26 protein-coding genes are annotated in these 25,240 nt (G+C 66.4%); 19 read left to right on the top strand and 7 right to left on the bottom strand.

All coding sequences use genetic code 11. The features are described 5' to 3' along the window. Positions 1–19: 19 nt before the first annotated feature. The 11 genes from ACNI3R_RS14310 (at position 20) to tatC (ending at position 10,031) form a co-directional block, all read left to right on the top strand. Positions 20–259: a hypothetical protein gene (locus ACNI3R_RS14310; protein ID WP_426184463.1), complete on the top strand. Its 240-nt coding sequence runs from the start codon at positions 20–22 to the stop codon at positions 257–259. Positions 260–322: 63 nt separating this feature from the next. Next, positions 323–1,486: a deoxyguanosinetriphosphate triphosphohydrolase gene (locus ACNI3R_RS14305; RefSeq protein ID WP_426184461.1), complete on the top strand. Its 1,164-nt coding sequence runs from the start codon at positions 323–325 to the stop codon at positions 1,484–1,486. Then, positions 1,486–3,321 (top strand): M20/M25/M40 family metallo-hydrolase, encoded by a 1,836-nt coding sequence (locus ACNI3R_RS14300; protein WP_426184459.1) that lies wholly within the window; start codon positions 1,486–1,488, stop codon positions 3,319–3,321. The genes ACNI3R_RS14305 and ACNI3R_RS14300 overlap by 1 nt, the downstream gene beginning before the upstream one ends. 57 nt (positions 3,322–3,378) lie before the next feature. After that, positions 3,379–5,109, top strand: coding sequence for an arginine--tRNA ligase (argS, locus tag ACNI3R_RS14295; protein ID WP_426184457.1), 1,731 nt, complete (start codon positions 3,379–3,381; stop codon positions 5,107–5,109). Beyond that, complete coding sequence (locus ACNI3R_RS14290; RefSeq protein ID WP_426184455.1) at positions 5,110–5,913, top strand: SPOR domain-containing protein; 804 nt, start codon at positions 5,110–5,112, stop codon at positions 5,911–5,913. A 69-nt stretch (positions 5,914–5,982) separates the two neighbouring features. Next, positions 5,983–6,996 carry a beta-N-acetylhexosaminidase gene (nagZ, locus tag ACNI3R_RS14285; protein WP_426184699.1) on the top strand — a complete coding sequence of 338 codons (1,014 nt, stop codon included), beginning with the start codon at positions 5,983–5,985 and terminating at the stop codon, positions 6,994–6,996. A 62-nt stretch (positions 6,997–7,058) separates the two neighbouring features. After that, positions 7,059–7,826 carry a segregation and condensation protein A gene (locus ACNI3R_RS14280; protein WP_426184453.1) on the top strand — a complete coding sequence of 256 codons (768 nt, stop codon included), beginning with the start codon at positions 7,059–7,061 and terminating at the stop codon, positions 7,824–7,826. After that, the gene (gene scpB, locus ACNI3R_RS14275; RefSeq protein ID WP_426184451.1) at positions 7,826–8,425 is read left to right on the top strand and encodes an SMC-Scp complex subunit ScpB; all 600 of its coding nucleotides are present in this window, start codon (positions 7,826–7,828) and stop codon (positions 8,423–8,425) included. Before ACNI3R_RS14280 ends, scpB begins: the two co-directional genes overlap by 1 nt. Before the next feature lie 152 nt (positions 8,426–8,577). After that, a complete protein-coding gene (locus ACNI3R_RS14270) occupies positions 8,578–8,835 on the top strand; it encodes a twin-arginine translocase TatA/TatE family subunit (RefSeq protein WP_426184449.1) in 258 nt (85 codons plus the stop codon). Between the two features lie 30 nt (positions 8,836–8,865). Then, on the top strand, positions 8,866–9,273 hold the full coding sequence (tatB, locus tag ACNI3R_RS14265; protein ID WP_426184447.1) for a Sec-independent protein translocase protein TatB: 408 nt from the start codon (positions 8,866–8,868) through the stop codon (positions 9,271–9,273). Then, the gene (gene tatC / locus ACNI3R_RS14260) at positions 9,270–10,031 is read left to right on the top strand and encodes a twin-arginine translocase subunit TatC (RefSeq protein ID WP_426184445.1); all 762 of its coding nucleotides are present in this window, start codon (positions 9,270–9,272) and stop codon (positions 10,029–10,031) included. The genes tatB and tatC overlap by 4 nt, the downstream gene beginning before the upstream one ends. Positions 10,032–10,071: 40 nt before the next feature. On the opposite strand, the gene ACNI3R_RS14255 is transcribed toward tatC, so the two are convergent. The 3 genes from ACNI3R_RS14255 to ACNI3R_RS14245 all read right to left on the bottom strand — a co-directional run bounded on the left by ACNI3R_RS14255 (position 10,072) and on the right by ACNI3R_RS14245 (position 12,302). Beyond that, positions 10,072–10,212 carry an entericidin A/B family lipoprotein gene (locus ACNI3R_RS14255; RefSeq protein ID WP_296619947.1) on the bottom strand — a complete coding sequence of 47 codons (141 nt, stop codon included), beginning with the start codon at positions 10,210–10,212 and terminating at the stop codon, positions 10,072–10,074. 277 nt (positions 10,213–10,489) lie between these two features. Then, a complete protein-coding gene (locus ACNI3R_RS14250) occupies positions 10,490–12,034 on the bottom strand; it encodes a sensor histidine kinase (protein WP_426184442.1) in 1,545 nt (514 codons plus the stop codon). 61 nt (positions 12,035–12,095) lie between these two features. Next, on the bottom strand, positions 12,096–12,302 hold the full coding sequence (locus ACNI3R_RS14245) for a NepR family anti-sigma factor (RefSeq protein WP_426184440.1): 207 nt from the start codon (positions 12,300–12,302) through the stop codon (positions 12,096–12,098). Here ACNI3R_RS14245 and ACNI3R_RS14240 point away from each other — a divergent pair. The 5 genes from ACNI3R_RS14240 (at position 12,301) to ACNI3R_RS14220 (ending at position 17,965) form a co-directional block, all read left to right on the top strand. Then, on the top strand, positions 12,301–12,573 hold the full coding sequence (locus ACNI3R_RS14240) for a hypothetical protein (protein WP_426184438.1): 273 nt from the start codon (positions 12,301–12,303) through the stop codon (positions 12,571–12,573). The two genes, ACNI3R_RS14245 and ACNI3R_RS14240, sit on opposite strands and share 2 nt — an antisense overlap. Before the next feature lie 5 nt (positions 12,574–12,578). Continuing rightward, positions 12,579–13,379 (top strand): response regulator, encoded by an 801-nt coding sequence (locus tag ACNI3R_RS14235; RefSeq protein ID WP_426184436.1) that lies wholly within the window; start codon positions 12,579–12,581, stop codon positions 13,377–13,379. Positions 13,380–13,540: 161 nt separating this feature from the next. Next, on the top strand, positions 13,541–14,170 hold the full coding sequence (locus ACNI3R_RS14230; protein ID WP_426184434.1) for a sigma-70 family RNA polymerase sigma factor: 630 nt from the start codon (positions 13,541–13,543) through the stop codon (positions 14,168–14,170). A gap of 321 nt (positions 14,171–14,491) precedes the next feature. Further along, the gene (locus ACNI3R_RS14225) at positions 14,492–17,188 is read left to right on the top strand and encodes a bifunctional [glutamine synthetase] adenylyltransferase/[glutamine synthetase]-adenylyl-L-tyrosine phosphorylase (RefSeq protein ID WP_426184432.1); all 2,697 of its coding nucleotides are present in this window, start codon (positions 14,492–14,494) and stop codon (positions 17,186–17,188) included. Between the two features lie 315 nt (positions 17,189–17,503). Further along, positions 17,504–17,965, top strand: coding sequence for a peroxiredoxin (locus ACNI3R_RS14220; protein WP_426184430.1), 462 nt, complete (start codon positions 17,504–17,506; stop codon positions 17,963–17,965). A 5-nt stretch (positions 17,966–17,970) separates the two neighbouring features. Here ACNI3R_RS14220 and ACNI3R_RS14215 read toward each other — a convergent pair whose 3' ends face one another. The 4 genes from ACNI3R_RS14215 to ACNI3R_RS14200 all read right to left on the bottom strand — a co-directional run bounded on the left by ACNI3R_RS14215 (position 17,971) and on the right by ACNI3R_RS14200 (position 22,682). Then, on the bottom strand, positions 17,971–19,035 hold the full coding sequence (locus ACNI3R_RS14215; protein WP_426184697.1) for a PepSY-associated TM helix domain-containing protein: 1,065 nt from the start codon (positions 19,033–19,035) through the stop codon (positions 17,971–17,973). Then, positions 19,032–21,191, bottom strand: a complete 2,160-nt coding sequence (locus tag ACNI3R_RS14210; protein WP_426184428.1) for a TonB-dependent receptor — start codon at positions 21,189–21,191, stop codon at positions 19,032–19,034. The genes ACNI3R_RS14215 and ACNI3R_RS14210 overlap by 4 nt, the downstream gene beginning before the upstream one ends. Before the next feature lie 70 nt (positions 21,192–21,261). Beyond that, positions 21,262–21,735 (bottom strand): RNA pyrophosphohydrolase, encoded by a 474-nt coding sequence (locus tag ACNI3R_RS14205; protein WP_426184426.1) that lies wholly within the window; start codon positions 21,733–21,735, stop codon positions 21,262–21,264. Beyond that, positions 21,732–22,682: an alpha/beta hydrolase gene (locus ACNI3R_RS14200; RefSeq protein WP_426184424.1), complete on the bottom strand. Its 951-nt coding sequence runs from the start codon at positions 22,680–22,682 to the stop codon at positions 21,732–21,734. The genes ACNI3R_RS14205 and ACNI3R_RS14200 overlap by 4 nt, the downstream gene beginning before the upstream one ends. A 35-nt stretch (positions 22,683–22,717) precedes the next feature. Here ACNI3R_RS14200 and ACNI3R_RS14195 point away from each other — a divergent pair, with 35 nt between their 5' ends. The 3 genes from ACNI3R_RS14195 (at position 22,718) to ACNI3R_RS14185 (ending at position 25,222) form a co-directional block, all read left to right on the top strand. Then, on the top strand, positions 22,718–23,632 hold the full coding sequence (locus tag ACNI3R_RS14195) for a histone deacetylase family protein (protein ID WP_426184422.1): 915 nt from the start codon (positions 22,718–22,720) through the stop codon (positions 23,630–23,632). Further along, positions 23,629–24,459 (top strand): ferritin-like domain-containing protein, encoded by an 831-nt coding sequence (locus ACNI3R_RS14190; RefSeq protein ID WP_426184420.1) that lies wholly within the window; start codon positions 23,629–23,631, stop codon positions 24,457–24,459. The genes ACNI3R_RS14195 and ACNI3R_RS14190 overlap by 4 nt, the downstream gene beginning before the upstream one ends. A 76-nt stretch (positions 24,460–24,535) precedes the next feature. Continuing rightward, entirely contained in the window at positions 24,536–25,222 is a 687-nt protein-coding gene (locus tag ACNI3R_RS14185; RefSeq protein ID WP_426184418.1) for a M23 family metallopeptidase, read from the top strand. Positions 25,223–25,240 lie beyond the last annotated feature (18 nt).

Raw genomic sequence — 25,240 nt, 5'->3', positions numbered from 1 at the left:
CTCCATCATCGGAGTCGTCATGCTGCGTTCTATCGTCCTGTTGCCCCTGCTGCTCGCCGCCGCCCCTGCCCTGGCGGTGACGACATCCGTCGACCCGACGGCGCAGCCGCAGGCCGCGGCTGCCGAGCGGCTCTATCCCGAGATGGAGATCGAAGGCGAGGGCTGGCGCGGCCTGCTGCCGATCATGCTGATGAACGCCGATCTTTCCAGCCGTCCGCAATCCGCCGAGACCGTGACGCCCGGCGACAGCGTGCGCTGAGTACCGCTTCCGACGCGCAGTCGGGAGTCGACTTGTCCGATCCGCTCCGCCATCAGGGCGACGATGCCTGATCTTGCGCCTTATGCCTCCGACCCGAGCCGCAGCCGGGGCCGTTTTCACAGCCATGGCGACGGAGAGACGCGCGGGCCGCGCGACCCCTTTCAGCGCGACCGCGACCGGATCATCCACTCGATCAGCTTTCGACGGCTGCGTCACAAGACGCAGGTCTTCGTCGCTCCCGATGGCGACCATTTTCGCGTCCGCCTGACCCACAGCCTGGAGGTCGCGCAGATCGGGCGGACCATCGCCCGCGCGCTGGGCCTCAACGAAGACCTGACCGAGGCGCTGTGCCTCGGCCATGATATCGGCCACCCGCCCTTCGGCCATGCCGGAGAAGATGCGCTGAAGGCCGCGATGGCCGATGTCGGCGGGTTCGATCATAATGCCCACACCCTGCGCATTTTCACCCGGCTCGACTCGCCCTATCCGTCGCACGAGGGCCTGAATTTGAGTTGGGAAACGCTCGAAGGGCTGGCCAAGCATAATGGCCCGGTGCGCCATCGGACCTGGGCGATGGCCGAGGTCGACGATCAATGGCCGCTCGATCTCGACAGCTGGGCCGGGCCGGAGGCGCAAGTCGCCGCACTCGCGGACGACATCGCTTATGACAATCACGACATCGACGACGGCGTCCGCGCAGGCCTGCTGACGCTCGATCAGGTTCTCGAAGACCCGCTGGTCCGGAGCAACTGGGATCGCGTCCGCCAGCGTTATCCCGACGTACCCGAGGGGCGCCTGCTCGGCGAACTGGTGCGCGAACAGATCGGCTGCATGGTCAATGACCTGCTGGCCGAAAGCCGGCGTCGACTGGACGAGGCCGCCCCCCGCTCGGTCGAGGATGTTCGTGCGGCCGGGCGAGCGCTGATCGGTTTCTCGGACGAGATGGCTGCACGGGAGAAAGCGCTTACGCGCTTCATGTACGCCAACCTCTACCACCACCCGCAACAGCTGGAGATCGCCGAGCGCATGGCGATGGTCGTTTCGGGATTGGCCGATGCCTATCGCCGCGATCCGGCGCTGCTTCCCGACAATTGGCGCGCCTCCCTGCCCGAAGCCGAACCGGCCCGGACGCGCCATATCGGCGACTTCATCGCCGGCATGACCGATCGCTATGCGCTCACCCGCTATGCCGAGCATGTCGGGCCGGTCTCGCTGGAAGGCTTCTGATGGCACGGACGATCGCGCTGCTTATCGCTCTTGCAGGCGCCCTGCTCTGGGCAGTGCTGGCGGTCCTGCCGCCGGCAGCGCGGGACGTGAACGCACCGGCGACCGCCTTTTCCGCCGCGCGGGCGATGCGCGACGTTTCGGCGATCGGCCGGGTGCCGCATCCGACTGGATCGGCAGAAAACCAGCGGGTCTCGGCCTATCTGCTGCTGCGGATGCACACCATCGGCGCCGCCGTCGAAGTCCAGGAGATGCCGCTGGGGGCGGCCTCACTCCGCCGTCTCGGCAAATGGAGTGGTCGCGCCGAGCGGGGCGTGATCGCGCGCAACCTGATCGGTGTCTTTCCGGGACGCGACCGCAGCCTGCCGCCGCTGCTGCTGATGGCGCATCACGACAGCGTCTGGGGCTCGCCCGGCGCGGCCGACGACGCGATGGGGGTGGCTGCGGCGCTCGAAGTCGCGCGCGCCATAGGCGAACGCGGCCCGCCCGAGCGCGACCTGGTGCTGCTGTTCACCGATGGCGAGGAACTGGGGCTCGATGGCGCCGAATATTTCTTCGCCCGCCACCCTCTTGCCCGGCGTATCGGCGCCATCATCAACATGGAGGCGCGCGGCGCCGGTGGCCGCGCCAACATGTTCGAGACCGGCCCCGGCAATGGCGCGATGATGCGCCTCTATGCCGAGCATGTGCACCGCCCGGCGACCAATTCGCTGTCGGTGCTCGTGTACAACAACATGCCCAATTACACCGACTATACGGTGGCCAAGCGCCGGGGCATTCCGGGGTACAACCTCGCTGTTCTCGATCGGGGTGCGGCCTATCACTCGCCGTCCGCCATCCCTGAGGTGGTCGACCCCGCCTCGCTGCAGGACATGGGAGGACAGGCCTTGGCGCTCTCGTCGGCGCTGCTCTACGCTCGCGATCTTCCAGCCCGGACCGACGATGCGAGCTTCTCCGACCTGATGGGCCGCGCGACGATCGTCTATCCGGCAGCCGGGGGCTGGCTGATCCTGCTCGGCTCGGCGCTGCTGATCGGCTTTGCCCTGTGGCGCGAGAAGCCGGAGCGGGCCCAGGTCACGTGCGGCGCGCTGATCACGCTCGCCATCCTCCTCCATGCCGCACTGCTGCTGCTCGCGTTCAACGCGCTCTCCGGCAGCGGCGGTGCCAATTATTACGACCGCCTCGCAGCCCTGCCCCGGCTCGAAGCGATGGCGGCCGCAGCTCTGGCCGCACTGCTCTGCCTGCTGCCGACGATCCGCCGGACCGATCCACACACTGTCGCCCTCGCGCCGGCCATGATCCTTATGTGGGTCGGGCTACTGACAGGCGGGCCGATCGCCATCGTCCCGGTCGCGCTGCTGGCGATGGCGTCGGCCTGGTTCCTGCCCGCTGATCGAACCGCACGCACCGAAGGCGCGATCCTTCTCCTGATGCTGGCGGGCATCCTCGTGCAGGCCACGCTGCCGACCGCCGCGCCCCTGCTCCATTGGCCGCTGCTCCTCGCCGCGGTCGCTTTGGCAGCACGGGCATGGCTGGGAGAGCGGGCCGCGCTTCCGGCGATGGCCCTTTGCGCGGCGATCGCGATCGGGCATCTGCTGGCACAGGCGCATTTCCTGTTTCTCGGCATCGGCGCAGAGCTTTCCGTCGTACTGGTCGCCCCGCTGTTCGCCGCGCTGCCGTTTCTGCTGATGCTGTCGCCCGCCCGAACGTCCCGGATAGGTGCCGGCCTGCTGCTGGGCGTCGCGCTGGTCCTTGCCCTGTGGGTGCGTTTCGATCCGCTAGCCCCGACAATCCCCACCTACAGCCTCGCCGAGGGAGGCAAGAAAACTAAGGACTGACCTTTGGGCGACGATCCGCTAAGGCGACGCTCCACCTTATCGCCAGCGGAATTGAAATTGACCACGCTCTACGCCAGCTTTGCCGACCGGATCGGCGCCATTCTCGACGACCTCCAGGCGTCCGGCGACCTGCCGGCCGGCCTCGATCGACGGAATGTCACGGTCGAGCCGCCGCGCGACGCCAGCCATGGCGACCTCGCGACCAACGCGGCGATGGTGCTGGCCAAGCCCGCCGGCAAGAATCCACGCGCCCTGGCCGAACTGATCGTCCCACGCCTTGCGGCACTCCCCGAGATCGCCAGCGCCGAAGTGGCCGGACCCGGCTTCATCAATGTCCGCCTGACCGATGCCCGGCTCCGGCAGGAACTCGCCGACATCCTCGCGCTGGGTGCGGACTATGGGCGCTCGACGCTCGGCAAGGGCAAGCGCGTAAACGTCGAATATGTCTCGGCCAACCCGACCGGTCCGATGCACATGGGGCATTGCCGGGGCGCGGTGGTCGGCGACGCGCTCGCCGCGCTGCTGGAATTCGCAGGGCACGACGTCGTCCGCGAATATTATGTCAACGACGCGGGCGCCCAGGTGCAGACGCTCGCCCGCTCGGCGCATCTGCGCTATCGCGAGGCGCTGGGCGAGAGCATCGACATTCCCGAGGGCTTCTATCCGGGCGACTACCTTATCCCGATCGGTCAGGCGCTCGCCGCCGAGTTCGGCGACCGCTATGTCGGCCAGCCCGAGAGCGAGTGGCTCGACCTGTTCCGCGAGAAGACGGTCGCGGCGATGATGGACATGATCCGCGACGACCTCGCCCTGCTCGGTATCAAGCATGATGTGTTCGCGTCCGAAGCCGCCGTGCAGAAGGCCGGCAAGGTCGACGCGGCGCTCGATCGGCTGCGTGCCGAGGGACTTGTCTATGAAGGCACGCTCGAACCGCCCAAGGGCGAGCTTCCCGACGATTGGGAACCGACCGAGATGACGCTGTTCAAGGCGACCGCCTTCGGCGACGACAGCGACCGGCCGGTGCGCAAGTCCGATGGCGGCCTGACCTATTTCGGCACCGACCTCGCTTATCACGCGCAGAAAGCGGACGACGCCGACATCCTGATCGACATCTGGGGCGCCGACCATGCCGGCACGGTCAAGCGGATCAAGGCGGCGGTTCAGGCCCTGACGGGCGGGAAGACCGCGTTCGACGTCAAGCTGGTCCAGATGGTCCGGCTGCTGCGCGGCGGCGAGCCGGTGAAGATGTCGAAGCGGTCGGGCAGCTTCGTCACGCTGGCCGACGTGGTCCGCGAAGTGGGTAAGGACGTGGTGCGCTTCACCATGCTCACCCGCAAGGCCGACGCCCAGATGGATTTCGACTTCGCCAAGGTGGTCGAGGCGTCGAAGGACAATCCCGTCTTCTACGTCCAATATGCCCATGCCCGCGGGCGCTCGCTCCACCGGCGCGCGGCCGAGGCGGGGATCGACCTGACGCCGGCAGCCGATCTCGACCTGCTCGACGCGGAGGAACTCGCGCTGGTCAAGCTCGCGGCGCAATTCCCCCGGATCGTCGAGAGCGCGGCGCAGGCGCACGAGCCGCACCGCATCGCCTTCTACCTCTATGATCTGGCGGCGATGTTCCATGCGCTGTGGAACCGGGGCAATGACGACCCGGCCCGTCGCTTCCTGCTCACCGACAGGCCCGAAATCACCCGCGCCCGGCTGGCGCTGAGCGATGCGATCGGGCAGATTATCCGCAACGGCCTCGCCGTCATGGGCGTCTCGGCCGCCGAGGAGATGCAGTAGATGGCGGATTATTCGCGCGACAGGCTCGGTCCTCAGGACGAGGACCGCCTGCCGTGGCTCGAACCGGTCGAAGAGGAATATGACGAGCCGACGGGTCTCACCACCCCGAAGCTGATCATCTGGCTGGTCGCGGCGCTGGCCGTCGCTGGTCTGGTCGTCGGCGGCTTCTTCTGGCTGCGCCAGCGCGACGCGTCGACGGCGGGCGACGGTTCGCTGATCCAGGCGCCCGACAGCTATTATAAAGAGCGCCCGGGCAATGAGAGCGCGCCCGAGGATGGGGACGAGATCGTCTACAGCGCCAGCAAGGGCAATGAAGTCGAGAGCGTGATCGACATCAGCGGCGCCGCCGAGACCCCGGTCAACGTCGATCGGCCGCAGCCTGCGCCGCCTGCCCCGACCATGGCGGCCCCCGCACCCGCCCCGGTCCAGAAAGCCGTGGCACCGACGCCGAAGCCCGCGCCCCCTGCCCCGCGTGCGGCGGCGAGCGTGGACGAGACGGTCGTGAAGCAGGCGGCCAAGCCCGCAGCCAAGCCCAAGCCCGCCCCGGTAACGACACCCGCGCCGTCCGAACCGGCCAATGGCTCCACCGTGCAGCTGGGCGCCTTCTCCAGCCAGGCCAAGGCCAATGCCGCGTGGAAGACGCTGTCGGGTCGCTTCTCCTTCCTGTCCGGGCTTACCCAGTCGGTGGTCCCGGTGCAGTCGGGCGACAAGACCCTCTATCGCCTGCGGGCGACAGGCGGCAACGGAGCGGACATCTGCAAGCGCCTCAAGGTGGCCGGCGAGAGCTGCTCGATCATTGGATGACGGCGCGCATCGGCGGGACGCCGTCGCGTTCCGCCGCGCGACCTTTCGACGAATGGACTGACCATGGCGATGACGCCCCTGTTTCTCGGCCTGGCCGGCACCACGCTCAGCGATGCCGAGCGCGGCTTCTTCCGCGAGCTCGACCCGGCCGGCTTCATCCTGTTCAAACGCAATGTCGAGGATCCGGAGCAGCTCCGCGCGCTGACGGATTCGTTGCGCACCCTGTCAGGCCGCGACGATCTGCCGATCCTGATCGACCAGGAGGGTGGCCGGGTCGCGCGGATGCAGCCACCGCATTGGCCGGCTTTCCCGAAAGCCGAGCTGTTCGACCGGCTCTATGACATCGCGCCGATGACGGCGATCGAAGCAGCGCGCCATAATGCCCAGGCTATTGCGGCGATGCTGCGTCAGGTCGGGATCAATATCGACTGCCTGCCGCTGCTCGACGTCCGCCAGCCGGGCGCGCACGACATCATCGGCGACCGTGCGCTGGGCGCCGAGCCGCTTCGCGTGGCAGCGATGGGCCGCGCGGTGATCGAGGGCCTGCGCGCAGGCGGTGCGGTCGGCGTGGTCAAGCATGTTCCCGGCCATGGCCGGGCGATGGCCGACAGCCATATCGAACTGCCTGTCGTCGATGCCGATGCCGATGCGCTGGAGACCGATCTGGCCCCCTTCATCAAGCTTGCCGACGCGCCGATGGCGATGACCGCCCATGTCGTCTACCCGGCCTGGGATAGCGAGCATTGCGCCAGCCTGTCGCCCACCATCATCGCCGAGATCATTCGCGGCCGCATCGGCTTCGACGGCCTGCTGATGTCCGACGATCTGGGCATGCACGCGCTGACCGGAGATTTCGGCAGCCGCGCCGCTTCAGTGCTGGCCGCAGGCTGCGATATCGCGCTGCACTGTTCGGGCGACATGGCGGAGATGGAGGCGATCGCCAAAGCGGTCGGCCCGATCGAGGCTCCGGCGCAAAGCCGACTTGCCCGGGCCATGGCGACGATCGAAGGCCACACCGGCGCGGATGACGTCGCGCAGCTGATCGCCAAGCGCGATGCGCTGATGGCGGTCTTGCCGGCCTGATCCCGCCAGTCGGCCAGGTTCCGCTGTTTCCTTGGCGGGCGAATCCTGATTAACTCCCCGCCATGGGGGAAGACGACGACACTCTGGACCTGCCGCTGGCGGACGGACGTCCCGATGAGGTGCTCACGCTCGACCTCGACGGATGGGAAGGACCGCTCGACCTGTTGCTCAGCCTCGCCCGCGCGCAGAAGGTCGATCTCGCGAAAATCTCGATCCTGGCACTGACCGAGCAATATCTGTCCTTCATCGAGAATGCGAAGGCGCTGAAGCTGGAGATCGCGGCCGACTATCTGGTCATGGCCGCCTGGCTCGCTTACCTCAAATCCTGCCTGCTGCTGCCCAAGGACCCCGAGGTCGAACCGAGCCCGGAAGAACTGGCGCTGCGATTGCAATTGCGGCTTCAGCGCCTCCAGGCGATGCGCGAGGCCGGCGCCCGGCTGATGGCGCGCGACCGGCTGGGCCGGGACGTGTTCGGCCGTGGGGCGCCCGAAGGGCTGAAAGTCGTCCGCAAGGCCGCCTGGGACGCCAGCCTCTACGACCTCATCTCGGCCTATGGCGCCGTCCGCGCGCGCGCCGAACCGCCGATCCATATCGTCCAGCGCCGACCGGTGATGACGCTCGAACAGGCGATCGAGCGGGTATCGCGGATGATCGGCGCGCTGATCGACTGGACCAGTCTTGAGGCTTTCATCCCCGTCGAGGCGCAAGGGGATTATCGCCGTTCGGCGCTCGCCTCGAGCTTCCTGGCCGCGCTCGAACTGGCCAAGCAGGGGCGCTTGTCGCTGGCGCAGGAAGAGCCTTTCGCCCCGCTGCTCGTACGGAGCGCATAGTGATCGAGGAACCCGACGATCTGCTGCGCGCCCTCGAAGCGGCTCTTTTCGCCGCCGAAGCTCCGATGACGCCGGCTGAGCTGATGGCGGTGATCGGCGCCGAACAGCTTGGCGATGCCCTCCCCCGCCTTGCGCGCCTCTACGCCGGACGCGGCATCGAATTGGTCGAACGCGGCGGGCGCTGGCATTTCCAGACGGCGGCCGGCCTCGCCCATATCCTGCGCCGGACCCGCGAGGAACCGCGCAAGCTGAGCCGTGCGGGCATCGAGACGCTGGCGATCATCGCCTATCATGAGCCGGTCAGCCGGGCGGAGATCGAGGCGATACGCGGCGTCCAGATATCGAAGGGCACGATCGACGTCCTGCTCGAGGCAGGCTGGATCCGCCCGGCGGGTCGGCGCGAGACGCCGGGTCGGCCGCTGCTCTACGCCACGACCCCCGCCTTCCTCACCCATTTCGGCCTGCAGAGCCGTCGCGACCTGCCCGGTATCGCCGATCTCAAGGCCGCCGGCCTGCTCGATCCGGTCGATCTGGCCTTCGAACAGCTGCAGATGGAGACCGGCGGGCCGGACGATCCCGACGGCGGCGACGCCGACTAGCGGTCAGCAGCGGGGCCGCTGTCACCGCCCTGTCGCATATCTGTACCAAGGGAAGCTCCTCCGCCGGCCCGCCCGCCACGCCAATACGCAGCCTGCGCCATTGCGATTGGCAGGGGCAGGGCTTAAATGGAGGCTATTCTAGGAGATTTTCCATGGGCGGTTTCGGCATTTGGCATTGGCTCGTCGTCGGTATTGTTGTGCTTCTGCTGTTCGGCAAGGGGCGCTTCTCCGATATGATGGGTGACGTCGCCAAGGGCATCAAGAGCTTCAAGAAGGGCATGTCGGAAGAGGACGAGACGACGTCTGCAGCGCCGCACCAGCCCGCCCCCCGCCTGCAGCAGCAGCCGCCGCTGGAGCCCAGCGCCGAGCAGCGACTGCAGCCGATGCAGGACGACAGGCCCAAGAACTGATCGCGACCCGATTCCTTACGGTCGCGCACCATGCTGGACATCGCCCCTACTGAACTTCTTCTCGTTGCCGTCGTCGCCCTGGTGGTCATAGGTCCCAAGGACCTGCCCAAGGCCATGCGCGTCGTCGGTCAGTGGATAGCCCGTGCGCGCGGTGTCGCGCGCCATTTCCGCTCGGGCATCGACGAGATGATCCGCCAGTCCGAACTGGAGGAAATGGAGAAGAAGTGGGCGGCCGAAAATGCGCGCATCATGCGCGAGCACCCGCCCCAGCCCGCCGCCGAGGCGGATCCGCATAGCGACATGATCGCGATCGGCGCGCAGCCCGTTCCCGCCGAAACCGCGGTCCAGCCCCCGACCGAAGTTGCCATGACCGATCCGGCTCCGGAGGCCGTCTCCGCCACCGACACTCCGAATCAGAAGCCGCACCCGCAGACATGACCGATCTGGACGAAACCCGCGCGCCGCTTCTCGATCATCTGCTCGAACTGCGACGGCGGCTGCTGATGTCGCTGGCGGCGCTGGGCATATGCTTCGGCATATGCCTCTATTTCGCGCGGCCGATCTTCGCCTTCCTGGTCCAGCCGTTGCTGCGCGCCAACCAGAGCAAGCTGATCTACACGCAGATTTTCGAGGCCTTCTTCGTCGAGATCAAGGTCGCCTTCTTCGCGGCGATGATGCTCGCCTTTCCCATCATCGCGAACCAGGTCTGGCAGTTCGTGGCGCCGGGCCTCTATCGCAACGAGAAGCGGGCGCTGCTGCCCTTCATCTTCGCGACCCCCGTGCTGTTCACCACCGGTGCCGCGCTTGCCTATTATGTTGCGATCCCGGTCGCCTTGCACTTCCTGCTCGGCTTTCAGGGCAATCTCGGCGGCGTCCAGCAGGAAGCGCTGCCCGGCGTCGGAAATTACCTTTCCTTCGTGATGCAGTTCCTCTTCGGCTTCGGGATATCCTTCCTGCTGCCGGTGCTGATCATGCTGCTGGAGCGGGCCGGCGTCGTGACCCGCAAGCAGCTGGTCGGCGCACGGCGTTACGCGATCGTCGGCGCCTTTGCCGTCGCTGCGGTTCTTACCCCGCCCGATGTCGGATCGCAGCTGCTGCTCGCGATCCCGCTGGTCTTTCTTTACGAACTCGGTCTGGTTGGCATCTGGCTTACCGAGCGCAGCCGCGCCAAACAGAAAGAGCCCGAGACGGCCTGACCGTCCCGGGCTCTCCTTCCCGACCTTTCGGCCGAATGCGTTACTTGACGTCGTTGGCGGCGTCCGAAACCGCGCGACCGGCGGACGAGACGTCCTTGCCGGCGCCTTCGACGGTGTTGCAGGCGGTCACAGAGAACAGCGACAGACCGGCGAAGGCGAGGACGATAGTGCGCTTCAACATGGCAACCCTCTTTCGAAAGAACTGAGGCCTCCCGATCCGGGAAGCTCGGTGAACAAATGCACAGAGGTTGGATCGGTTCCGCTCATGACACAGAGCAGCCATTTCAACCCATTATCTATGCTGGAGAAAATTGGGGCCCGGTCACACACGGGGGGATAGGTGACCGGGCCCTTTGTTGGTTTGGATAGCGGGAGCGGGGGGGCAAAGCATCGCTATCCGAAAATAAGAACGTATCACCGTTTCCCGGGTTCCCGAGGGTGAGAGGATTTTTTTCGGATCAGCGGTGCGCGGCGATCTCGATCTCGTATCGGCCCGCCTCGCGATCTTCCACCAGAGGCGCGCGGAACTGGCGCGCGATACCGGTGACGACCCGCTCGAACCGGACGATCGCAGGATAGCCCGCGATCGCGCCCGACTCCATGCCGAAGGTCTCGATCTTCAGCCTGGCGCGATCGGCTGCTTCGGTCGGTTCGAGCGAAATGAGAATCGAGCCGTGCGGATTGCAGTGCATCATCATCTCGACCACCTCGGTGATCAGGAAGGCGGCCGGAACCGCAACGTCCTGGGTCACGTAGAGATCAGCCATGTTGAGCGCGATCGACATGCCTGCCGCTGCGGGAGGCGCCGAACCGCGCAAAGACGCAGCCAACTCGCCGGCCAGCCCGCGTATGGCGAGGCCGCGATTCTCCTCCAGCTCCGCATAATGGTTGCGGTGGACCACGGCCAATGCATCGACGCGCCTCTGGATCGCGCCATAGGCGGTGGCGACCTCGCCCTCCGCACCGCGCGCGTGCAGATTGATCAGGCTGGAGACCACCTGGAGATTGTTCTTCACCCGATGGTGCACTTCACGCGTGAGACGCGTCTGGCGGGCAAGCCCCTCCTCCAGTTCGGCCTCATGTTGCTGGATGCGCGCGGTGACTGAGGCGAAGCTCTCTGCAAGATCGCGGATCTCGTGGCTGGGCGTGTTGATACGCGGCAGCGGAAAGGTGCCCCGCGATCCCTCCCACGCCTCGATCGAGCGCTTGATCTGGGCCAGTGGCGACAGCAGAAGACGGTTGATGATGTACCAGCCGGCGAAGGCCGCTGCCGCCCACATCAGCAAGGGAAGCAGGATCAGGAGCAGCGTGCGTGCACCGGTCGACGCGGGCGCAAACTCGGCGACGAGCGCAAGGCGGCCGTCGCTGACGGGGAGCGATATCACAAGTGGTGCACCGTCCGGCACGTGCGAAGCACCGCCGAACATCTCGACCTCGGCGTCGCCCTGCCGCAACGTGACGCTCGTCGGACGAACACCGACATCGCCGGCGACGTCCCGCCGCACGTCTTCGATCGGGACATCGGCCTCGGCCAGCAAACTGCCGTCGTCCCGCACCGCCGTCAGGCGAAAGGTCTTGCGCGCCGCGTCCAGCCACACATGGTCGACCATGGGATGGCTGGCAGCCACCTGCTGGATGGGTGGGCCGTGCGACTGGCAAATCTTGCGCCCGGCCTCGTCGAACAACGCTACCGGAGGCCGTGAAGGGGTGGCGAGGGCCTGGCGGGCGATCGCCGCGCAGAGAAAGGGAGCGTCCTGCGCGCTGGCCGCAGCCATGCGCACCGCGTCAAGCCCGCGATTGATGCGAGCTTCGATCTGGGAAACATAAAGCGCTGCAGCAGTCTGCGCTGCCGCGCGCCGTTCGGCGGAAGCGGAGCGCGCCATGTCCAGCGAGGTCAGCAAGGCGATCAGGCCGAGCGGCAGCATCGCCGCCGACATGATGATGAGCATCTTCGTGCCGCTGGGTAGCCGCGCGAAGGACAGACGATCAGGAAAGCCGCGCATCAGAAGCCTGCCCGGCCCCTGACGCGGATCCGCAGGGGAACGGAAGGTTCTGCGGACATGGTCAATTCAACTTGTTCAACAGATCCAGGAACTCGTTGGGAATCGGCTCGTCCACCGCCTGCGAATAGACGGAACGCAAGGCATCGCCCACGTTCGCGTCGCGCGGGGATTCCTCCCGCCGCCGCTGCGTGGACTTGCCGCCACTCTTGTCGCCCTCGGGCGTCCCTGAACTTTCCTTTGCCAACCGGCTTTGGCCCCTGACCTGCATGTGGTTGTCCAATGTTCTCCCACGCAACGGTGCCGATGGACTCCGCCCCGCCTGGATCGATCCGGACACGTATCATTTTCCCGGTGCTGGTAAAATGTGCGTGTCGGCGATGAAACAAAAAACTCTGACGATTGTTCCCATCTCCGAGCGCCTCTTTTTTCATGAGTTCGAATCTGAGGCGGCGGACGACTTCCGCGTTACCGGTGGGGCTGCTACCTTCCCTATCGGTACGACGGCGGTCTCCCGCTTTCATATCTTCAGGGAGTGTTGATACACATGTCGCTCGGTCAGAAAATCGCCCCGCACCTGCCGTTCCTCCGTCGCTACGCCCGCGCGCTGACCGGCAGCCAGCAGCACGGCGACACCTATGTCCGCGCCACGCTGGAAGCGATCGTCGCAGCGCCCGAGGATTTCCCCAAGGACGTCGACGTGCGCGTCGGCCTGTACCGCACCTTCCAGGCTATCTGGAATTCCGCGCATTATGACGAGTTCGCAGAAGCCGCAGTCGGCACCGACGTCGAGCGCGAGGCAATCGCCAACGCCCGACTGAGCCGGATCACGCCGCTGTCGCGCCAGGCGCTGCTGCTGACCGCCATGGAAGGCTTCACCGTTCAGGATGCGGCCTATCTGATCGAAACGACTCCCGAAGATGTCGACGCGCTCGTGGCCGAGGCCATTGCGGAGATCGACCGCCAGACCCAGACCGAGGTGCTGATCATCGAGGACGAGCCGATCATCGCGATGGATCTGGAGACGATCGTCCGCGATCTAGGCCACAATGTCAGCGGCGTTGCCGTGACCCGCGACGAGGCGGTGGCGCAGGCCCATGCCCAGCGGCCCGGCCTGGTCCTTGCCGACATCCAGCTGGCCGACGACAGCTCGGGCATCGATGCGGTCAAGGACATCCTGGCCGAGTTCAGCGTACCGGTCATCTTCATCACCGCCTTCCCCGAGCGCCTGCTGACCGGCGAGCGCCCGGAACCGACCTTCCTGATCACCAAGCCGTTCCAGCGGTCGACGGTGAAGGCTGCCATCAGCCAGGCGCTGTTCTTCAACGCCGCAACGATCGAGGCCTGAAGAAATCCGTTTCGTTTCCGTTTCGGTGGGAACTCGCCTGCAGCCTCGTCGTTGGTGCGGCGTGGCGGAGATGGTGAAGTCCCCGCCGAACCAACGGGGAGCCGATGGCTATATTGGCGAAAGTAGCGGCAGTTTCGAAGCCGAACAGGGTGCCTGACCACATGGACGACGAAGACAATCTTGTCGAAGCCAGCGAGGTGGTGCCCCACGCGGCGCTTTCCGATGACGAGTTCAAGACCGAACTCGCCCGGGTGATCCCGCATCTGCGCGCCTTCGGCCGCTCGCTGTCGGGCAACCGGGACCTGGCGGACGATCTGGTGCAGGAAACGCTGATGAAGGCGTGGGCGGCACGTGCTCGCTTCCAGGCTGGCACCAACATGCGCGCCTGGACCTTCATCATCCTGCGCAACCTGTTCCTGTCGCAGATGCGGCGCGCCCGTTTCCGCGGCGAATGGGACGAGAATGCGGCCGCCAAGCTGCTCTCCGCCCCCGCCGCGCAGGATCGCCATATCGAACTCGCGGACATGCAGCGCGCTTTGCTGCACCTGCCCCAGCCGCAGCGCGAGGCGTTGATCCTCGTCGGCGCCGGCGGGTTTTCCTACGAAGAAGCGGCGGACATCTGTGGCTGCGCGGTTGGCACGATCAAGAGCCGGGTGGCGCGCGGTCGTACCGCACTTGAACAGTTGCTCGACCATGGCCAGCTGCCGTCGCGTCGCGAGCATCATACCGATCCGTCGACTTCGACGCTCGAACAGATCATGGCCGACGTGGATCAGTTGAGCAGAGACTGAAGAATTTCGGCAGATCTTATCTAGGGAGATGAAAAAGGGCCCCTCCGATCGCTGGAGAGGCCCTTTTCTTATTGGCCGTCGAGCTTGCCGAGCAACCGCCGCATATCGTCCGGTATGCCGTAGCTCGCCGGGTCGAACGCGGAGCGCAGAGCGTTGCCGAGGCCTTCGTGCCGCTGCGGCGGCTGCACGATTCGACCGCGGCTTAGCCGCGCCATCGTGGCAGGATCGGAGGAGGGACGCTTTTCCATGAAGGAGATAACGCACTGAACCGCGCAAGTTTCCGGATGTTGCACTCCCGTTCAAATACCCTATCGATCCATTATGGATGTACAGAACCGGCACAATAAGCTGGATGACGCCCTGCGGAGAGCAAGAGCGCATTCCCCCTTCCTCGCGAGCCTCATCACCAGACATTCGGACACCGTCCAGCGCCTCGGTGACTTCGGCCTGGCCGAGACGATCGCTCTGGGCTTGGCCGACGCTTCCGCTGATGACGATGTGGGCCGGATCTTGCGCATGCAACGACAGGTGGTGTCGCTCGCCACCGCTCTCGCCGACCTCGCGGGCATCGCCTCGTTCGAGGAGGTGGTCGCCCAGCTGTCCTCCTTTGCCGACCATGCGCTCGACTGCGCGATCCGCGCGGCGATCCTCGAACGCGCGCCCGGCGAGGAACCTCGAGGCATGGCCGCGCTCGCCTTGGGCAAACATGGCAGCCGCGAGCTCAACTATTCCTCCGACATCGATCCGATCCTGATCTTCGACCCCGCGACCCTGCCACACCGGGCCCGCGAGGAACCGGTCGAAGCTGCGGTGCGGATCACCCGCCGGGTTCTCGAACTGCTCCAGACCCGCGACGCGAACGGCTATGTATTCCGCGTCGACCTGCGCCTGCGCCCGTCGCCCGAAGCCTCGCCGCTGGCCCTGCCGATCGACGCTGCGCTCAGCTATTATGAATCCGCAGCCCTGCCCTGGGAGCGCGCCGCCTTCATCCGCGCCCGCGCCGCCGCCGGCGATGTCGCACTGGGTACCGAATTTCTCGGGGCGATCCGTCCGTTCGTCTGGCGCCGGTCGCTCGATTTCGGGGCGGTGCAGGAAATCCGCCAGATATCGCGCCGCATCCGCGACCATTTCGCACAAAGCCAGTTGCTCGGACCCGGTTACGACCTGAAGCGCGGCCGGGGCGGCATCCGCGAGATCGAGTTCTTTGCGCAGATCCACCAGCTGATCCACGGCGGGCGGGAGCCCGCGCTGCGTGCGCCGGCGACGCTCGACGCGCTGTCTGCGCTCGGCGAGGCAGGCCGGATCGACGCGGAGGTAGCCCGCGACCTGGCGGTGGCTTACCGGCTGTACCGCACGATCGAGCATCGCCTGCAGATGGTCGACGATATGCAGACCCACCGCCTGCCGAAGGATCCGGCGGCGCTCGACAATGTCGCGCGGCTGCATGGCCTGAGCGACGGCGCGGCGCTGACGGATCTGCTGCGCCCCCATGTCGAGCGGGTCGGAGCGGTCTATGACGGTCTGGACGGCGACGCGGAAGAGCGGCTGCCGATGGAAGCGGAGAAGCTCGAAGCGGAGCTGTCCGCCGCCGGCTTTGCTGATCCCGCAGCGGCGCGGCTGCGGATCGAGACGATGCGCGAGGGCAAGAGCCGGTCGCTGCGCACCTCGGTTGCCCAGCAGGCGCTGGAGGCGATGCTGCCGACGCTGGTTCGCGCGCTGGGCAAGGCGCCCGCACCCCAGGACGCCCTGAGTCGCTTCGAAGATCTGGTCGCCGGGCTGCCGAGCGCGATCAACCTGTTCCGGCTCCTCCAGGCGCGCCCTGCCCTCGCCCGCGCGCTGATCGACGTGCTGAGCCATGCCCCGACGCTGTCACAGGCGCTGGGCCGCCGCCCGGCGCTGCTCGACGGGCTGATCGACGCGACCGCGCTCGAGCCACCGCCGTCGGTCGAGGCGCTGATCGGCGAATTCGCCCATGGCGAGCGGTCCGAAAATTACGAGTTGCTGCTCGACCGGGTCCGCCAACTCGTCGGCGAACGCCGCTTCGCGCTTGGCGTGCAGCTGATCGAGGCGGCCTCGGATCCCATCGAGGTGGGCCATGGCTATGCCCGCGTCGCCGAGGCGGCTCTCGACGTGCTGGCACGGGCCACCGTTGCCCAGTTCGAGGCGACCCATGGGAAGATCGCAGGCGGAGAGCTGGTCATCGTGGCGCTCGGCCGCCTCGGCGGCGGCGCGCTGACCCATGCCTCCGACCTCGATATCATCTACCTCTTCAGCGGGGATATCATGACCGAGTCGGACGGCCAGCGTCCGCTTGGCGCGACCACCTATTTCAACCGCCTTGCCCAGCGTGTGTCGGCCGCGTTGTCGGTAGCTACGGCGGCCGGCCCGCTCTACGAGGTCGACACGCGGCTACGCCCCTCGGGCACGCAGGGGCCGCTCGCGGTGTCGATCGAAAGCTTCGAGCGCTATCAGCGCGAGAGTGCCTGGACATGGGAGCATATGGCGCTCACCCGCGCCCGTCCGATCTTCGGATCACCCGAAGCGTGCGCGGACGTTCAGCATATCATCGACGAAACGCTGCGTCAGGAGCGCGTCGACGAAAGCCTGACCGCCGACGTGGCCAAGATGCGCGGCGACATCGCCCGGCACAAGCCGCCATCGAGCCCGTTCGACGTCAAGCTGGTGGAGGGCGGCCTCGTCGACTGCGAATTCACCGTACATCTGCTGCAGCTGCGACACCGCTGCGCTTTCAGCCCGCGCCTGCGCATCGCCATGCGCACGCTAGCCGAAGAGGGGCTGATCGATCCCGCGCTGATCCCGGCGCACGAATTGCTGACCCGGCTGCTGGTGACCCAGCGCCTTGTGTCCCCGGCGTCGGCTGAGCCGCCGCCCGCCTCGCGCGACCTCGTCGCACGCAGCTGCGGCGAGCCCGACTGGCAGGCCTTGGTTAAAAGCTATGAAAGCGCGCGGGCGCTGGTGCGCGGCGAATGGGAAAGAGCGGCGCGCCTTGCGAAATGACGGAATTCCGGGCCCTGCCGCCTTGGGACTAAGCCTAAAGAATAATCAGGGTTTCCGGAAGTTAACCAGGCTGATCGACGCTCGCTTAAAGACTGGCTGCTATTCTAGGCAGCATCAAGAGTGTGTTGCGTAAGCGTAAGTGGACCGGTGGTCGTATTCACCGAAGGGCGCCCCAGCGTAACGGGGCGCCCCCAGTCCCCTCCTCATGGCCTTGGTCGCACCGCCACCTGACTGCCCGCCTCGCGCTGTCCGCTGGGGAAGGTTGAAAGCCCCCCGCCCGCCGTCCTAATGACGGATCAGCAAGGGAGACAGGCGATGCTCAACGAAGGCGACAAGGCACCGGACGTAAAGCTCGATCTGCCGGATGGCAGCAGCACGAGCGTTTCGGCGGAAGCGGGCAAGACCCTCATCCTCTATTTCTACCCTAAGGATGATACGCCGGGCTGCACGACCGAGGCGCAGGCCTTCTCAGCACTGGCCGACGATTTCGCGGCCGCCGGTGCGTCGGTGATCGGCGTGTCGAAGGACAATGCCGCGCGCCATGCCAAGTTCATCGGCAAGCATGGCCTGAAGCTGCGTCTGGCGTCGGACAATGACGGCAGCGTCTGCGAAGCCTATGGCACCTGGATCGAGAAGACCCTCTATGGCCGCGCCTATATGGGCATCGACCGCGCCACCTTCCTGATCGACAAGGATGGGCAGATCGCCCGCATCTGGCGCAAGGTGAAGGTCAAGGGCCACGCCGAAGAGGTCTTGGCCGCCGCACGGGCGCTCTGACGCGATCAGGCCCGGCGTATCGGCGTCCTGCGCCGGGCGAACCAGAAGCTCCAGCAGGTAAAGCCGCCGAGCAGCGCGAGCGCGAGCCCTGAGATCGTCATCACCAGCCGCCAGGCTAAGCCACCGACTTTGGCGGCATGGAGTGGGTAGAAGAGGTTGAAGGCCTTGGCCTGCCATCCAAGGTCGCGCGCGTCGCGCGCAGCGACCAGCCTCCCGCTGTCCGCCGCGAACCACAGGCTCGTCCGCCCGTTGGGGAGCCACTCTTCCGGCTGGCGCATCCGCACGCCGATCAGGCCGCTTTCCTTGCGCGGCAGCGAGACGAGGCGGAGTTCCGCCTCGGGAAAACGCTTGTGCGCGGTGGCGACGATCGCTCGCCAGTCGATCGCGTCGGACAGCTTGGCACCGCTGGCAGGAGGCGGCTTCAAGGCCGCCTCGATCGCGGCAGGGGCACCCGGCCCCAGGGTCAACGCGGCGAAGGGGCGGAAAACCAGCACTGCTCCGGTGTAGAAGGACAGCAGCAGCATCGGGGCTACCAGCACGCCGAGGTCGCGATGATGACGCAGGATCGCCGGTCGGGTCATCCGCGCCGGCCACAGCCGAAAGGCGAAGCTCTTGCGCGTCCGCCACCACAGGATTGCGCCCGAGATCACGAAGAACAGGCCGACCGCCCCCGCCACCCCGATGATCGTCTCGCCGACGTCGCCCGCCAACAGATGATGATGCAGGTCGAACAGCCAGAGCTCAGGCCGCTCCCACTGGCTCGACCAGCGGGTGACGATCGCGCCGCTCTGGTCGGCATAGGCACCCGATCCCCCCTTCCCCGACAGGCGCACCAGCCCCAGCGTGTCGCTGGCGAACAGGATGCTCTGCGGCCGGCTGGCAGGATCCGCCATCAACCGCGCCGTCAATGCGCCCAGCGCGGCAGGATCGGCCACGCGTGCATCCCCCGCATGGGGCAGGCCGATCCAGGCGTCGCGATGGACCAGGGCCGCCCCCGACAGACCGAGGACGAGCAGCAGGATGCCCAGCAGCCCGCCGGCCCAGCGATGGAGCTGATCGAGCAGCCTCAGAACCGATAGTCCCAGGTCAGGGTGAAATTGCGGCCGCGACCGGCGAAGTAGAAGAAATTGTCGGTCGCGCGCTGGGTGTCGCTGGCATAGTCGATATATTGCTTGTCGAGCAAGTTCTGGACCGAGAAGGTGAAGCCGCCGATCCCCGTCTGATAACGGATGCTCGCGTCGGTGACATTATAGCCCCCGAAATCATTACGTCGGTCGAGCGCGATCTCATTGCTCTTGAAGGTCCGGCTCAGATAGAAATTGCTCTGGATGCGCGCGGAAATGGCACCCTGCTGATAGATCGCCGCGAGGTTGACCCGGTCGGGCGAGATGTTTGCACCGTCCAAGTCTGTCCCAACCTTGCCGTCTGCGACCGGGCTGGCGTCGTAGCGCCCCTTGAGCTGCGCATAACCGACCGAAAGCTTCAGGCCCTTCACCGGCATCTGCACGCCAGCATTGATCTCGAGCCCTTCGATCTCGACGCGCTGGCGCAGCACGTTGAAGATGCCGTCGGCGTTGGCGACGAGGATCTGGCCTTGCTTGCTGCTCGACCAGAAATAGGTGACGCTCGCGTCCAGCGGCCCGCGCTTCACCTCGAAACCGACTTCCCGGTTGTTCGAGATCACTGGGCTGATATCGAGGAAATTGTCGAGGTCGACCCCCGCCTTTCCGATCGCGCGCGTGATCCGGCCGATATCCGCGACGGTGAAGCCCTCGGCATAGCTGGCATAAGCGCGTATGCCCTGCCACGGCTCGACGACCACACCGCCATTGAGCAGCACATCGTCGAAGCTCGGTGTGCCGCCCGACACCGCAACGCCACCGGCGGGCGTCGTCGTTGAGGCCAGGGTGACATAGTCGTCGATCTTGATCCGGACATTTTCCCAGCGTGCGCCAGCCGCGAGCCGGACCTTCTTGTCGAACAGCGCCAGATTGGCCTGGGCAAAGGGCGCGAGGCTGCGGAAGTCGGTCGGCGGAACCCAGGTCCTGCCGGTGGCGATCAGACGCTGTTCGGTCTTGTCGACCAGCGCATCGAAGCCGACCGTGGCGGTCAGCGCCTCGAACCCCGGCATGGCCCGCTCATAGCTGAACTTGGCGCCCAGCTTGCGCGACCGGTTCTGCGACTGGTCCAGCAGGGTGCCGAGCGGTGCGATACGGACATCCTGGAAGGTGCCGATCGGCGCCGGCTCGCCGCCGAAGGTATCGCGGGTCCGGTTGAAGAATATCTGGCTGACGAAATTGCCGCCCTGCAGATCGGTGTCGGTGACCGACAGCGCCAGGCTCTCGGTGCGGCTCTGCGCGGGATCGAGCGGTGGTGTGCCGCGCCGGGCGCTGGTCGGCAGTCCGGTGTTCCGGTTGCCGGCCACCGCGATGTAATCGCCATCGACCTTGAGTTCGTATCGGCTGGCAATCAGGTCGATGCGGCCGGTGTCGCCCAGCTGATAGCCGAAGCGGCCGAACAGCGAGAAGCTGCCCGAATCCTGCGTCTCGCCCTGGGTCAGGTTGATGCCCACTCGCCGCCCCTTGCCGTCGTAGAACACGCCGCGCTTCTCATAAGCGGCACCCACCGAAGCGTCGAAACGGTCCTGCTTGTACTGGAGCAGGCCGGCGGCCTTTCCGCCGATGCCATCCTTGGTGAAGCCGTCATCGGCATTGCCCTGCAACAGGACCCGACCGCTGATCCCCTCTTTCGTCGGGGCACCGACGGTCACCTGGTTGACGATACCGCCCGTCCCACCGATGCCCTGCAGAGCATTCGAACCGTAAATGAGCTCGACGCGGTCGACGAAGAAGCCGTCGATGGTGAAGCCGTCGCGGCTGCCGTCGCGCAGCGGGGTCGTCTGGGGGATGCCGTTGATCGCATAGAGCGGGCTGCGTCCCCGCAGCGTCTCGCCCGCCCCCGACAGCTTCTGCCGCGTCGGCGAGAAGGAGGGGGTGAGCGTCGCGATGGCGTCGGTAACCGAGCCGGAGATGGCGATCTGCTGGTCGAGATCGGCCTTGCCGACGACATCGACGGTCAGCGGAAGGGCGTTGGCCGGCAGGATGCTGCGCGCCGCCGTCACGACGATGTCGCGACCGCTGTCGTCGAGATCGGGCGCATCCTCGGCAAAGGCCGGTGCAGCAAGCATGAACGCGGCCGAGGTCAGGAGGCGGGACAGGTGGCGCATGACATTCCCCTTCATTTCGGGGAGCGGCTACTGCGTCAACCTTACTAATGCAAGTGATTATCAATAGTGATCAGGTGAGATAGGGCCTGAACAGGTCGACGACGCGCGCATAGAGATCGCGCTTGAACGGCACGATCATATCCACGAGCTGGTCTGCGTCCGCCCATTTCCAGGCGCGGAATTCGGGCTCGGCGGTCTCCAGATCGATGTCCTCGTCGCGTCCGAGGAAGCGGGCGACGAACCAATGCTGCGCCTGGCCGCGATATTTGCCGCCCCAGATCTTGCCGACCAGCTCGGGCGGCAGATCGTAGAGCAGCTCCTCTGGCGCCTTGGCCAGTATCTTGACGAGGTGCGGCGGGATGCCTGTCTCCTCCTCCAACTCGCGCAGCGCGCCGGCCTGCGGGTCCTCGCCCTTGTCGAGGCCGCCCTGCGGCATCTGCCAGGCCTCGGCGAGATTATCGATGCGCTGGGCCACGAAGACCTTGTTCTCCGCATTGAGCAGCATGATCGCCGCGGCGGGGCGATAGGGCAGCGTCGGCTTCACGGGCGATATTCCTCGATCAGATTGCGGAACGCCGCGAGCGAACTCTGCAGATCCTGTTCGGAGGACGGTATCCCCCGACGGAGCGTGAGCCAGCCATGGATATTGCCCCGGGCCTCGCGATAGGTCACGGGCACCCCCGCTTCCACGCAGGCGATCGCATAGGCGCGCGCCTGATCGAGCAGCGGGTCCAGCGTCGCCCCGCCGACCAGCGCCGGCGGCATGCCGCGCAGGTCGCCGCGGCCCGGTGAAGCGCGCCAATGGTTGAAATCGGGCGCATAATGTTCGTTGAACCAGCGCAGCGTATCGAGCGTCAGCATATAGCCGCTGCCCAGCCGCTCGGTCGACGCGAAGCGCTTGCGCAGGTCGACTGCCGGATAGAGCGGCCACAGCGCGATCACCGGCAGCGCGGCCGGTTCGTTGCGCAGCGCCATGGCGGTGACGATGGCGAGCGTCCCGCCGCCGCTGTCGCCACACAGCGCGAGCGAATCGAAGCGGCGACCGAACAGCACGGCCTGCGAGGCCGCCCAGCGCGTCGCGATCTCGCAATCGTCGGGCCCCGCCGGCCAGGGATGTTCGGGAGCAAGCCGATAGTCGACCGACAATACGGGCAGATCGAGCCCGATCGCGATGTCGGTCGCGGCCGCGTCGTACAGATCGAGGTCGCCGAGCACGAAGCCGCCGCCATGGTAGAAGATCACCAGCGGTCCGTCGTCGCGCTCGGCGCGCGAATCATAGAAGCGCGCCGCAATGGTCCGGCCGTCATGTGTCGGGATCAGCAGATCCTCACGCGTGGCGAGGGGAGCGCTGTCGACATCGGCCAGGTCGCGCAGACGCGCCGACATGACGCGCGCGGTTGCCGGATCGACCTCATAGGTCTTCGGTCCCGGCCGCGAATTGATGTCGTCGAGAAAGGCGCGGACATCGGGACGGATGAATTCTTCGTTCATGGCTTTCCATCGGCAAAAGGCGCTAGCGTCGCAGGATGCTCCGCGTCGTCCACCACCCTGATTATGTCTCTCCGCCGGCTGCGGGAAGCCGTTTCAGCTTCGATAAATATCAGCTCGTCATGACAGCCCTCGAACGGAGCGGCGTCGAGATCGAGATTCATGAACCCGAGCCCATGCCTCCAAGCTGGATCGAGGCGCTGCACGACCCGGCCTATGTCGAACAGGTCCGCAGCTGTCAGGTCCCGCCGGCGATCGAGCGGCGCATCGGCTTTCCGGTCACAGCCCATGTCGCCCGCCGCGCGGTCCTGGCCCCCGGCGGGACCTGGCTCGCGGCGATGCTCGCGCTGCGCCACGGCTTCGCCGCCAATGCAGCGGGCGGCAGCCATCATGCGCAGGCGGCCCATGGAGCGGGCTATTGCGTCTTCAACGATCTGGCGATCACGGCGAACAGGCTGATTGCCGAGGGTCATGTCGCGCGCGTCATGATCGTCGATCTCGACGTCCATCAGGGCGACGGGACCGCCGCACTGCTGCACGACCGGCCAGACATCTTCACCTTCTCAATCCACTCCGAGAGCAATTTCCCGGCGCGCAAGGCCCGGTCCGATTTCGACCTGGGCCTGCCCGACGGGAGCAACGACACAAGCTATATGGCGGCGCTTGCGGACCATCTGGTGCCAGCGGTCGATACCCACGCACCCGACATCATTCTCTACCAGGCGGGCGTCGATCCGCATCATGACGATCGCCTCGGCCGACTGGCGCTCACCGACGAAGGGCTGGAGCGGCGCGATCGATTCGTCATGCGGGTCGCGCGCGAGCGCGGCATCCCCCTCGCCAGCGCGCTGGGCGGCGGCTATGGCGACGACCGCAGCGCGGTAGCCGGGCGACATGCCCGGTCCATACTCGCGCTCCACAGCGAGTTTTGTGAGGGGCCGACGACGGCGTGACCGGTAGCGATGTTTCCGAGGCCTGCCGGTCGGTGCTCGACCAGCCGTCGCCGGCCGAAAAGGTGAAAGCCGCCCGCAAGGCCGCCCGCGACTGGCGGCTGGGTCGTCTCGCCTGGGGCTTCGGCACCGCCATGCCCGACCATCCCGCCCGCACCGGACGCCCTCCCCTGCTGCCGCCCTCGCGCATGCCCAAGCGGGGTCGGGCCGGCTCTCCCCGCGCGCGCGTCGCGATGCTCCACGCGCTCGCCCATATCGAATATGTCGCGATCGACCTCGCCTTCGATCTGGTGGGACGGTTCGGCGCGCATTTTCCAACCGCCTTCGTCGACGAATGGATGACTGTGGGCGCCGAGGAGGCGATGCACTTCGCCCTGATCGAGCGACGCCTGAGAAGCTACGGCGCCTCCTATGGCGACCTGCCGGCGCATGACGGGCTGTGGGAGGCGGCGGCCGCAACGGCACATGATCCGATGGCGAGACTGGCTGTCGTGCCGATGGTGCTCGAGGCCAGAGGCCTGGACGTAACCCCTTCTCTGATAAGCCGTTTCGAGGCAGCGGGGGACCTGTGGTCGACTCGCGTGATGCGCCGCATCGCGGAGGATGAAGTCGACCATGTGGCAGCCGGCGTGCGCTGGTTCCGGCACCTGTGCGACCAGCAGCGATTCGATTATGCGGATCAGTGGAAAACGCTCGTCAGCCGCCACTTCCGAGGAATGGTTAAGGCTCCGTTCAACGATTCGGCGCGCGAGCGGGCCGGTTTAACGAAAGCAATGATGGCCGGGGTTGCCGCTCCCTGTGATCTCCAACACAAGAACGACGTCGCGTGAGGGGGGGCAATTCCTGACAGCGGCGAAACAGGGTCGACCGGTTCTCCGGTTCGAGTCATCCGGTCGCGGGGGAATTATGCACCTAGTTGACACTGCCGTTCGTTTCGCCCGCCGACTTGCCCGCTCCATTTCCCAGGCACAGATCAAGATCATCGCCGCATCGCTGTTCGTTGCGGCGTCGGCACAGCCTGCGCTTGCGCAGGACGATATGTCGGACAACGCCCGTGCGGCGGCCCAGTTCCAGGCGATCTTCCAGTCGTGGAAGAAGCTCGATGCCGTGAATGTCGGTGGTGCAGCCGGCGCGATCTCGATCCCCTCGATCCAGCCCATCGCCAATTTCACCTTCACCAGCGCCTTCGGCGTGCGTTCGGATCCGTTCCGTGGCGCCGCCGCCATGCATGCTGGCATCGATCTCGCCTCGCCCGCCGGCACGCCGATCTACGCGACTGCCGACGGCGTCGTCGATCGCGCCGAGTGGTTCGGCGGCTATGGCAACATGGTCGAGATCGACCACGGCAAGGGCGTCGCCACCCGATATGGCCATATGTCGCGCATCGCCGCGCGGGACGGCCAGCGCGTGAAGCGCGGGGACCTGATCGGCTATGTCGGCTCGACTGGCCGTTCGACCGGCAACCATCTTCATTATGAGGTCCGGATCGACGGCCGCGCCGTCAACCCGCTGCCCTTCCTCCAGTCGGCCAATTATCTGATGGCGGCCCGCGAAGAGAGCCAGGCGATCGCGCTCGGTGGCCCCGAAGAATAAGACATACGGAATATAAGG

This window comes from Rhizorhabdus antheiae, assembly GCF_049889055.1.
GTDB lineage: Bacteria > Pseudomonadota > Alphaproteobacteria > Sphingomonadales > Sphingomonadaceae > Rhizorhabdus.
This window is presented reverse-complemented; position numbering and strand designations above follow the sequence as displayed.

What these genes read in the sequence shown, in the direction of transcription:
- ACNI3R_RS14240 (WP_426184438.1), top strand. Translation starts at nt 12,301, where the DNA reads ATGTGGTTGTCCAATGTTCTCCCACGCAACGGTGCCGATGGACTCCGC.
- ACNI3R_RS14235 (WP_426184436.1), top strand. Translation starts at nt 12,579, where the DNA reads ATGTCGCTCGGTCAGAAAATCGCCCCGCACCTGCCGTTCCTCCGTCGC.
- ACNI3R_RS14185 (WP_426184418.1), top strand. Translation starts at nt 24,536, where the DNA reads ATGCACCTAGTTGACACTGCCGTTCGTTTCGCCCGCCGACTTGCCCGC.
- ACNI3R_RS14210 (WP_426184428.1), bottom strand. Translation starts at nt 21,191, where the DNA reads ATGCGCCACCTGTCCCGCCTCCTGACCTCGGCCGCGTTCATGCTTGCT.
- nagZ (WP_426184699.1), top strand. Translation starts at nt 5,983, where the DNA reads ATGACGCCCCTGTTTCTCGGCCTGGCCGGCACCACGCTCAGCGATGCC.
- ACNI3R_RS14270 (WP_426184449.1), top strand. Translation starts at nt 8,578, where the DNA reads ATGGGCGGTTTCGGCATTTGGCATTGGCTCGTCGTCGGTATTGTTGTG.
- ACNI3R_RS14305 (WP_426184461.1), top strand. Translation starts at nt 323, where the DNA reads ATGCCTGATCTTGCGCCTTATGCCTCCGACCCGAGCCGCAGCCGGGGC.
- tatB (WP_426184447.1), top strand. Translation starts at nt 8,866, where the DNA reads ATGCTGGACATCGCCCCTACTGAACTTCTTCTCGTTGCCGTCGTCGCC.
- ACNI3R_RS14280 (WP_426184453.1), top strand. Translation starts at nt 7,059, where the DNA reads ATGGGGGAAGACGACGACACTCTGGACCTGCCGCTGGCGGACGGACGT.
- ACNI3R_RS14195 (WP_426184422.1), top strand. Translation starts at nt 22,718, where the DNA reads ATGCTCCGCGTCGTCCACCACCCTGATTATGTCTCTCCGCCGGCTGCG.
- ACNI3R_RS14300 (WP_426184459.1), top strand. Translation starts at nt 1,486, where the DNA reads ATGGCACGGACGATCGCGCTGCTTATCGCTCTTGCAGGCGCCCTGCTC.
- ACNI3R_RS14225 (WP_426184432.1), top strand. Translation starts at nt 14,492, where the DNA reads ATGGATGTACAGAACCGGCACAATAAGCTGGATGACGCCCTGCGGAGA.
- ACNI3R_RS14255 (WP_296619947.1), bottom strand. Translation starts at nt 10,212, where the DNA reads ATGTTGAAGCGCACTATCGTCCTCGCCTTCGCCGGTCTGTCGCTGTTC.
- tatC (WP_426184445.1), top strand. Translation starts at nt 9,270, where the DNA reads ATGACCGATCTGGACGAAACCCGCGCGCCGCTTCTCGATCATCTGCTC.
- ACNI3R_RS14250 (WP_426184442.1), bottom strand. Translation starts at nt 12,034, where the DNA reads ATGCGCGGCTTTCCTGATCGTCTGTCCTTCGCGCGGCTACCCAGCGGC.
- ACNI3R_RS14290 (WP_426184455.1), top strand. Translation starts at nt 5,110, where the DNA reads ATGGCGGATTATTCGCGCGACAGGCTCGGTCCTCAGGACGAGGACCGC.
- ACNI3R_RS14220 (WP_426184430.1), top strand. Translation starts at nt 17,504, where the DNA reads ATGCTCAACGAAGGCGACAAGGCACCGGACGTAAAGCTCGATCTGCCG.
- ACNI3R_RS14230 (WP_426184434.1), top strand. Translation starts at nt 13,541, where the DNA reads ATGGACGACGAAGACAATCTTGTCGAAGCCAGCGAGGTGGTGCCCCAC.
- ACNI3R_RS14245 (WP_426184440.1), bottom strand. Translation starts at nt 12,302, where the DNA reads ATGCAGGTCAGGGGCCAAAGCCGGTTGGCAAAGGAAAGTTCAGGGACG.
- ACNI3R_RS14310 (WP_426184463.1), top strand. Translation starts at nt 20, where the DNA reads ATGCTGCGTTCTATCGTCCTGTTGCCCCTGCTGCTCGCCGCCGCCCCT.
- ACNI3R_RS14200 (WP_426184424.1), bottom strand. Translation starts at nt 22,682, where the DNA reads ATGAACGAAGAATTCATCCGTCCCGATGTCCGCGCCTTTCTCGACGAC.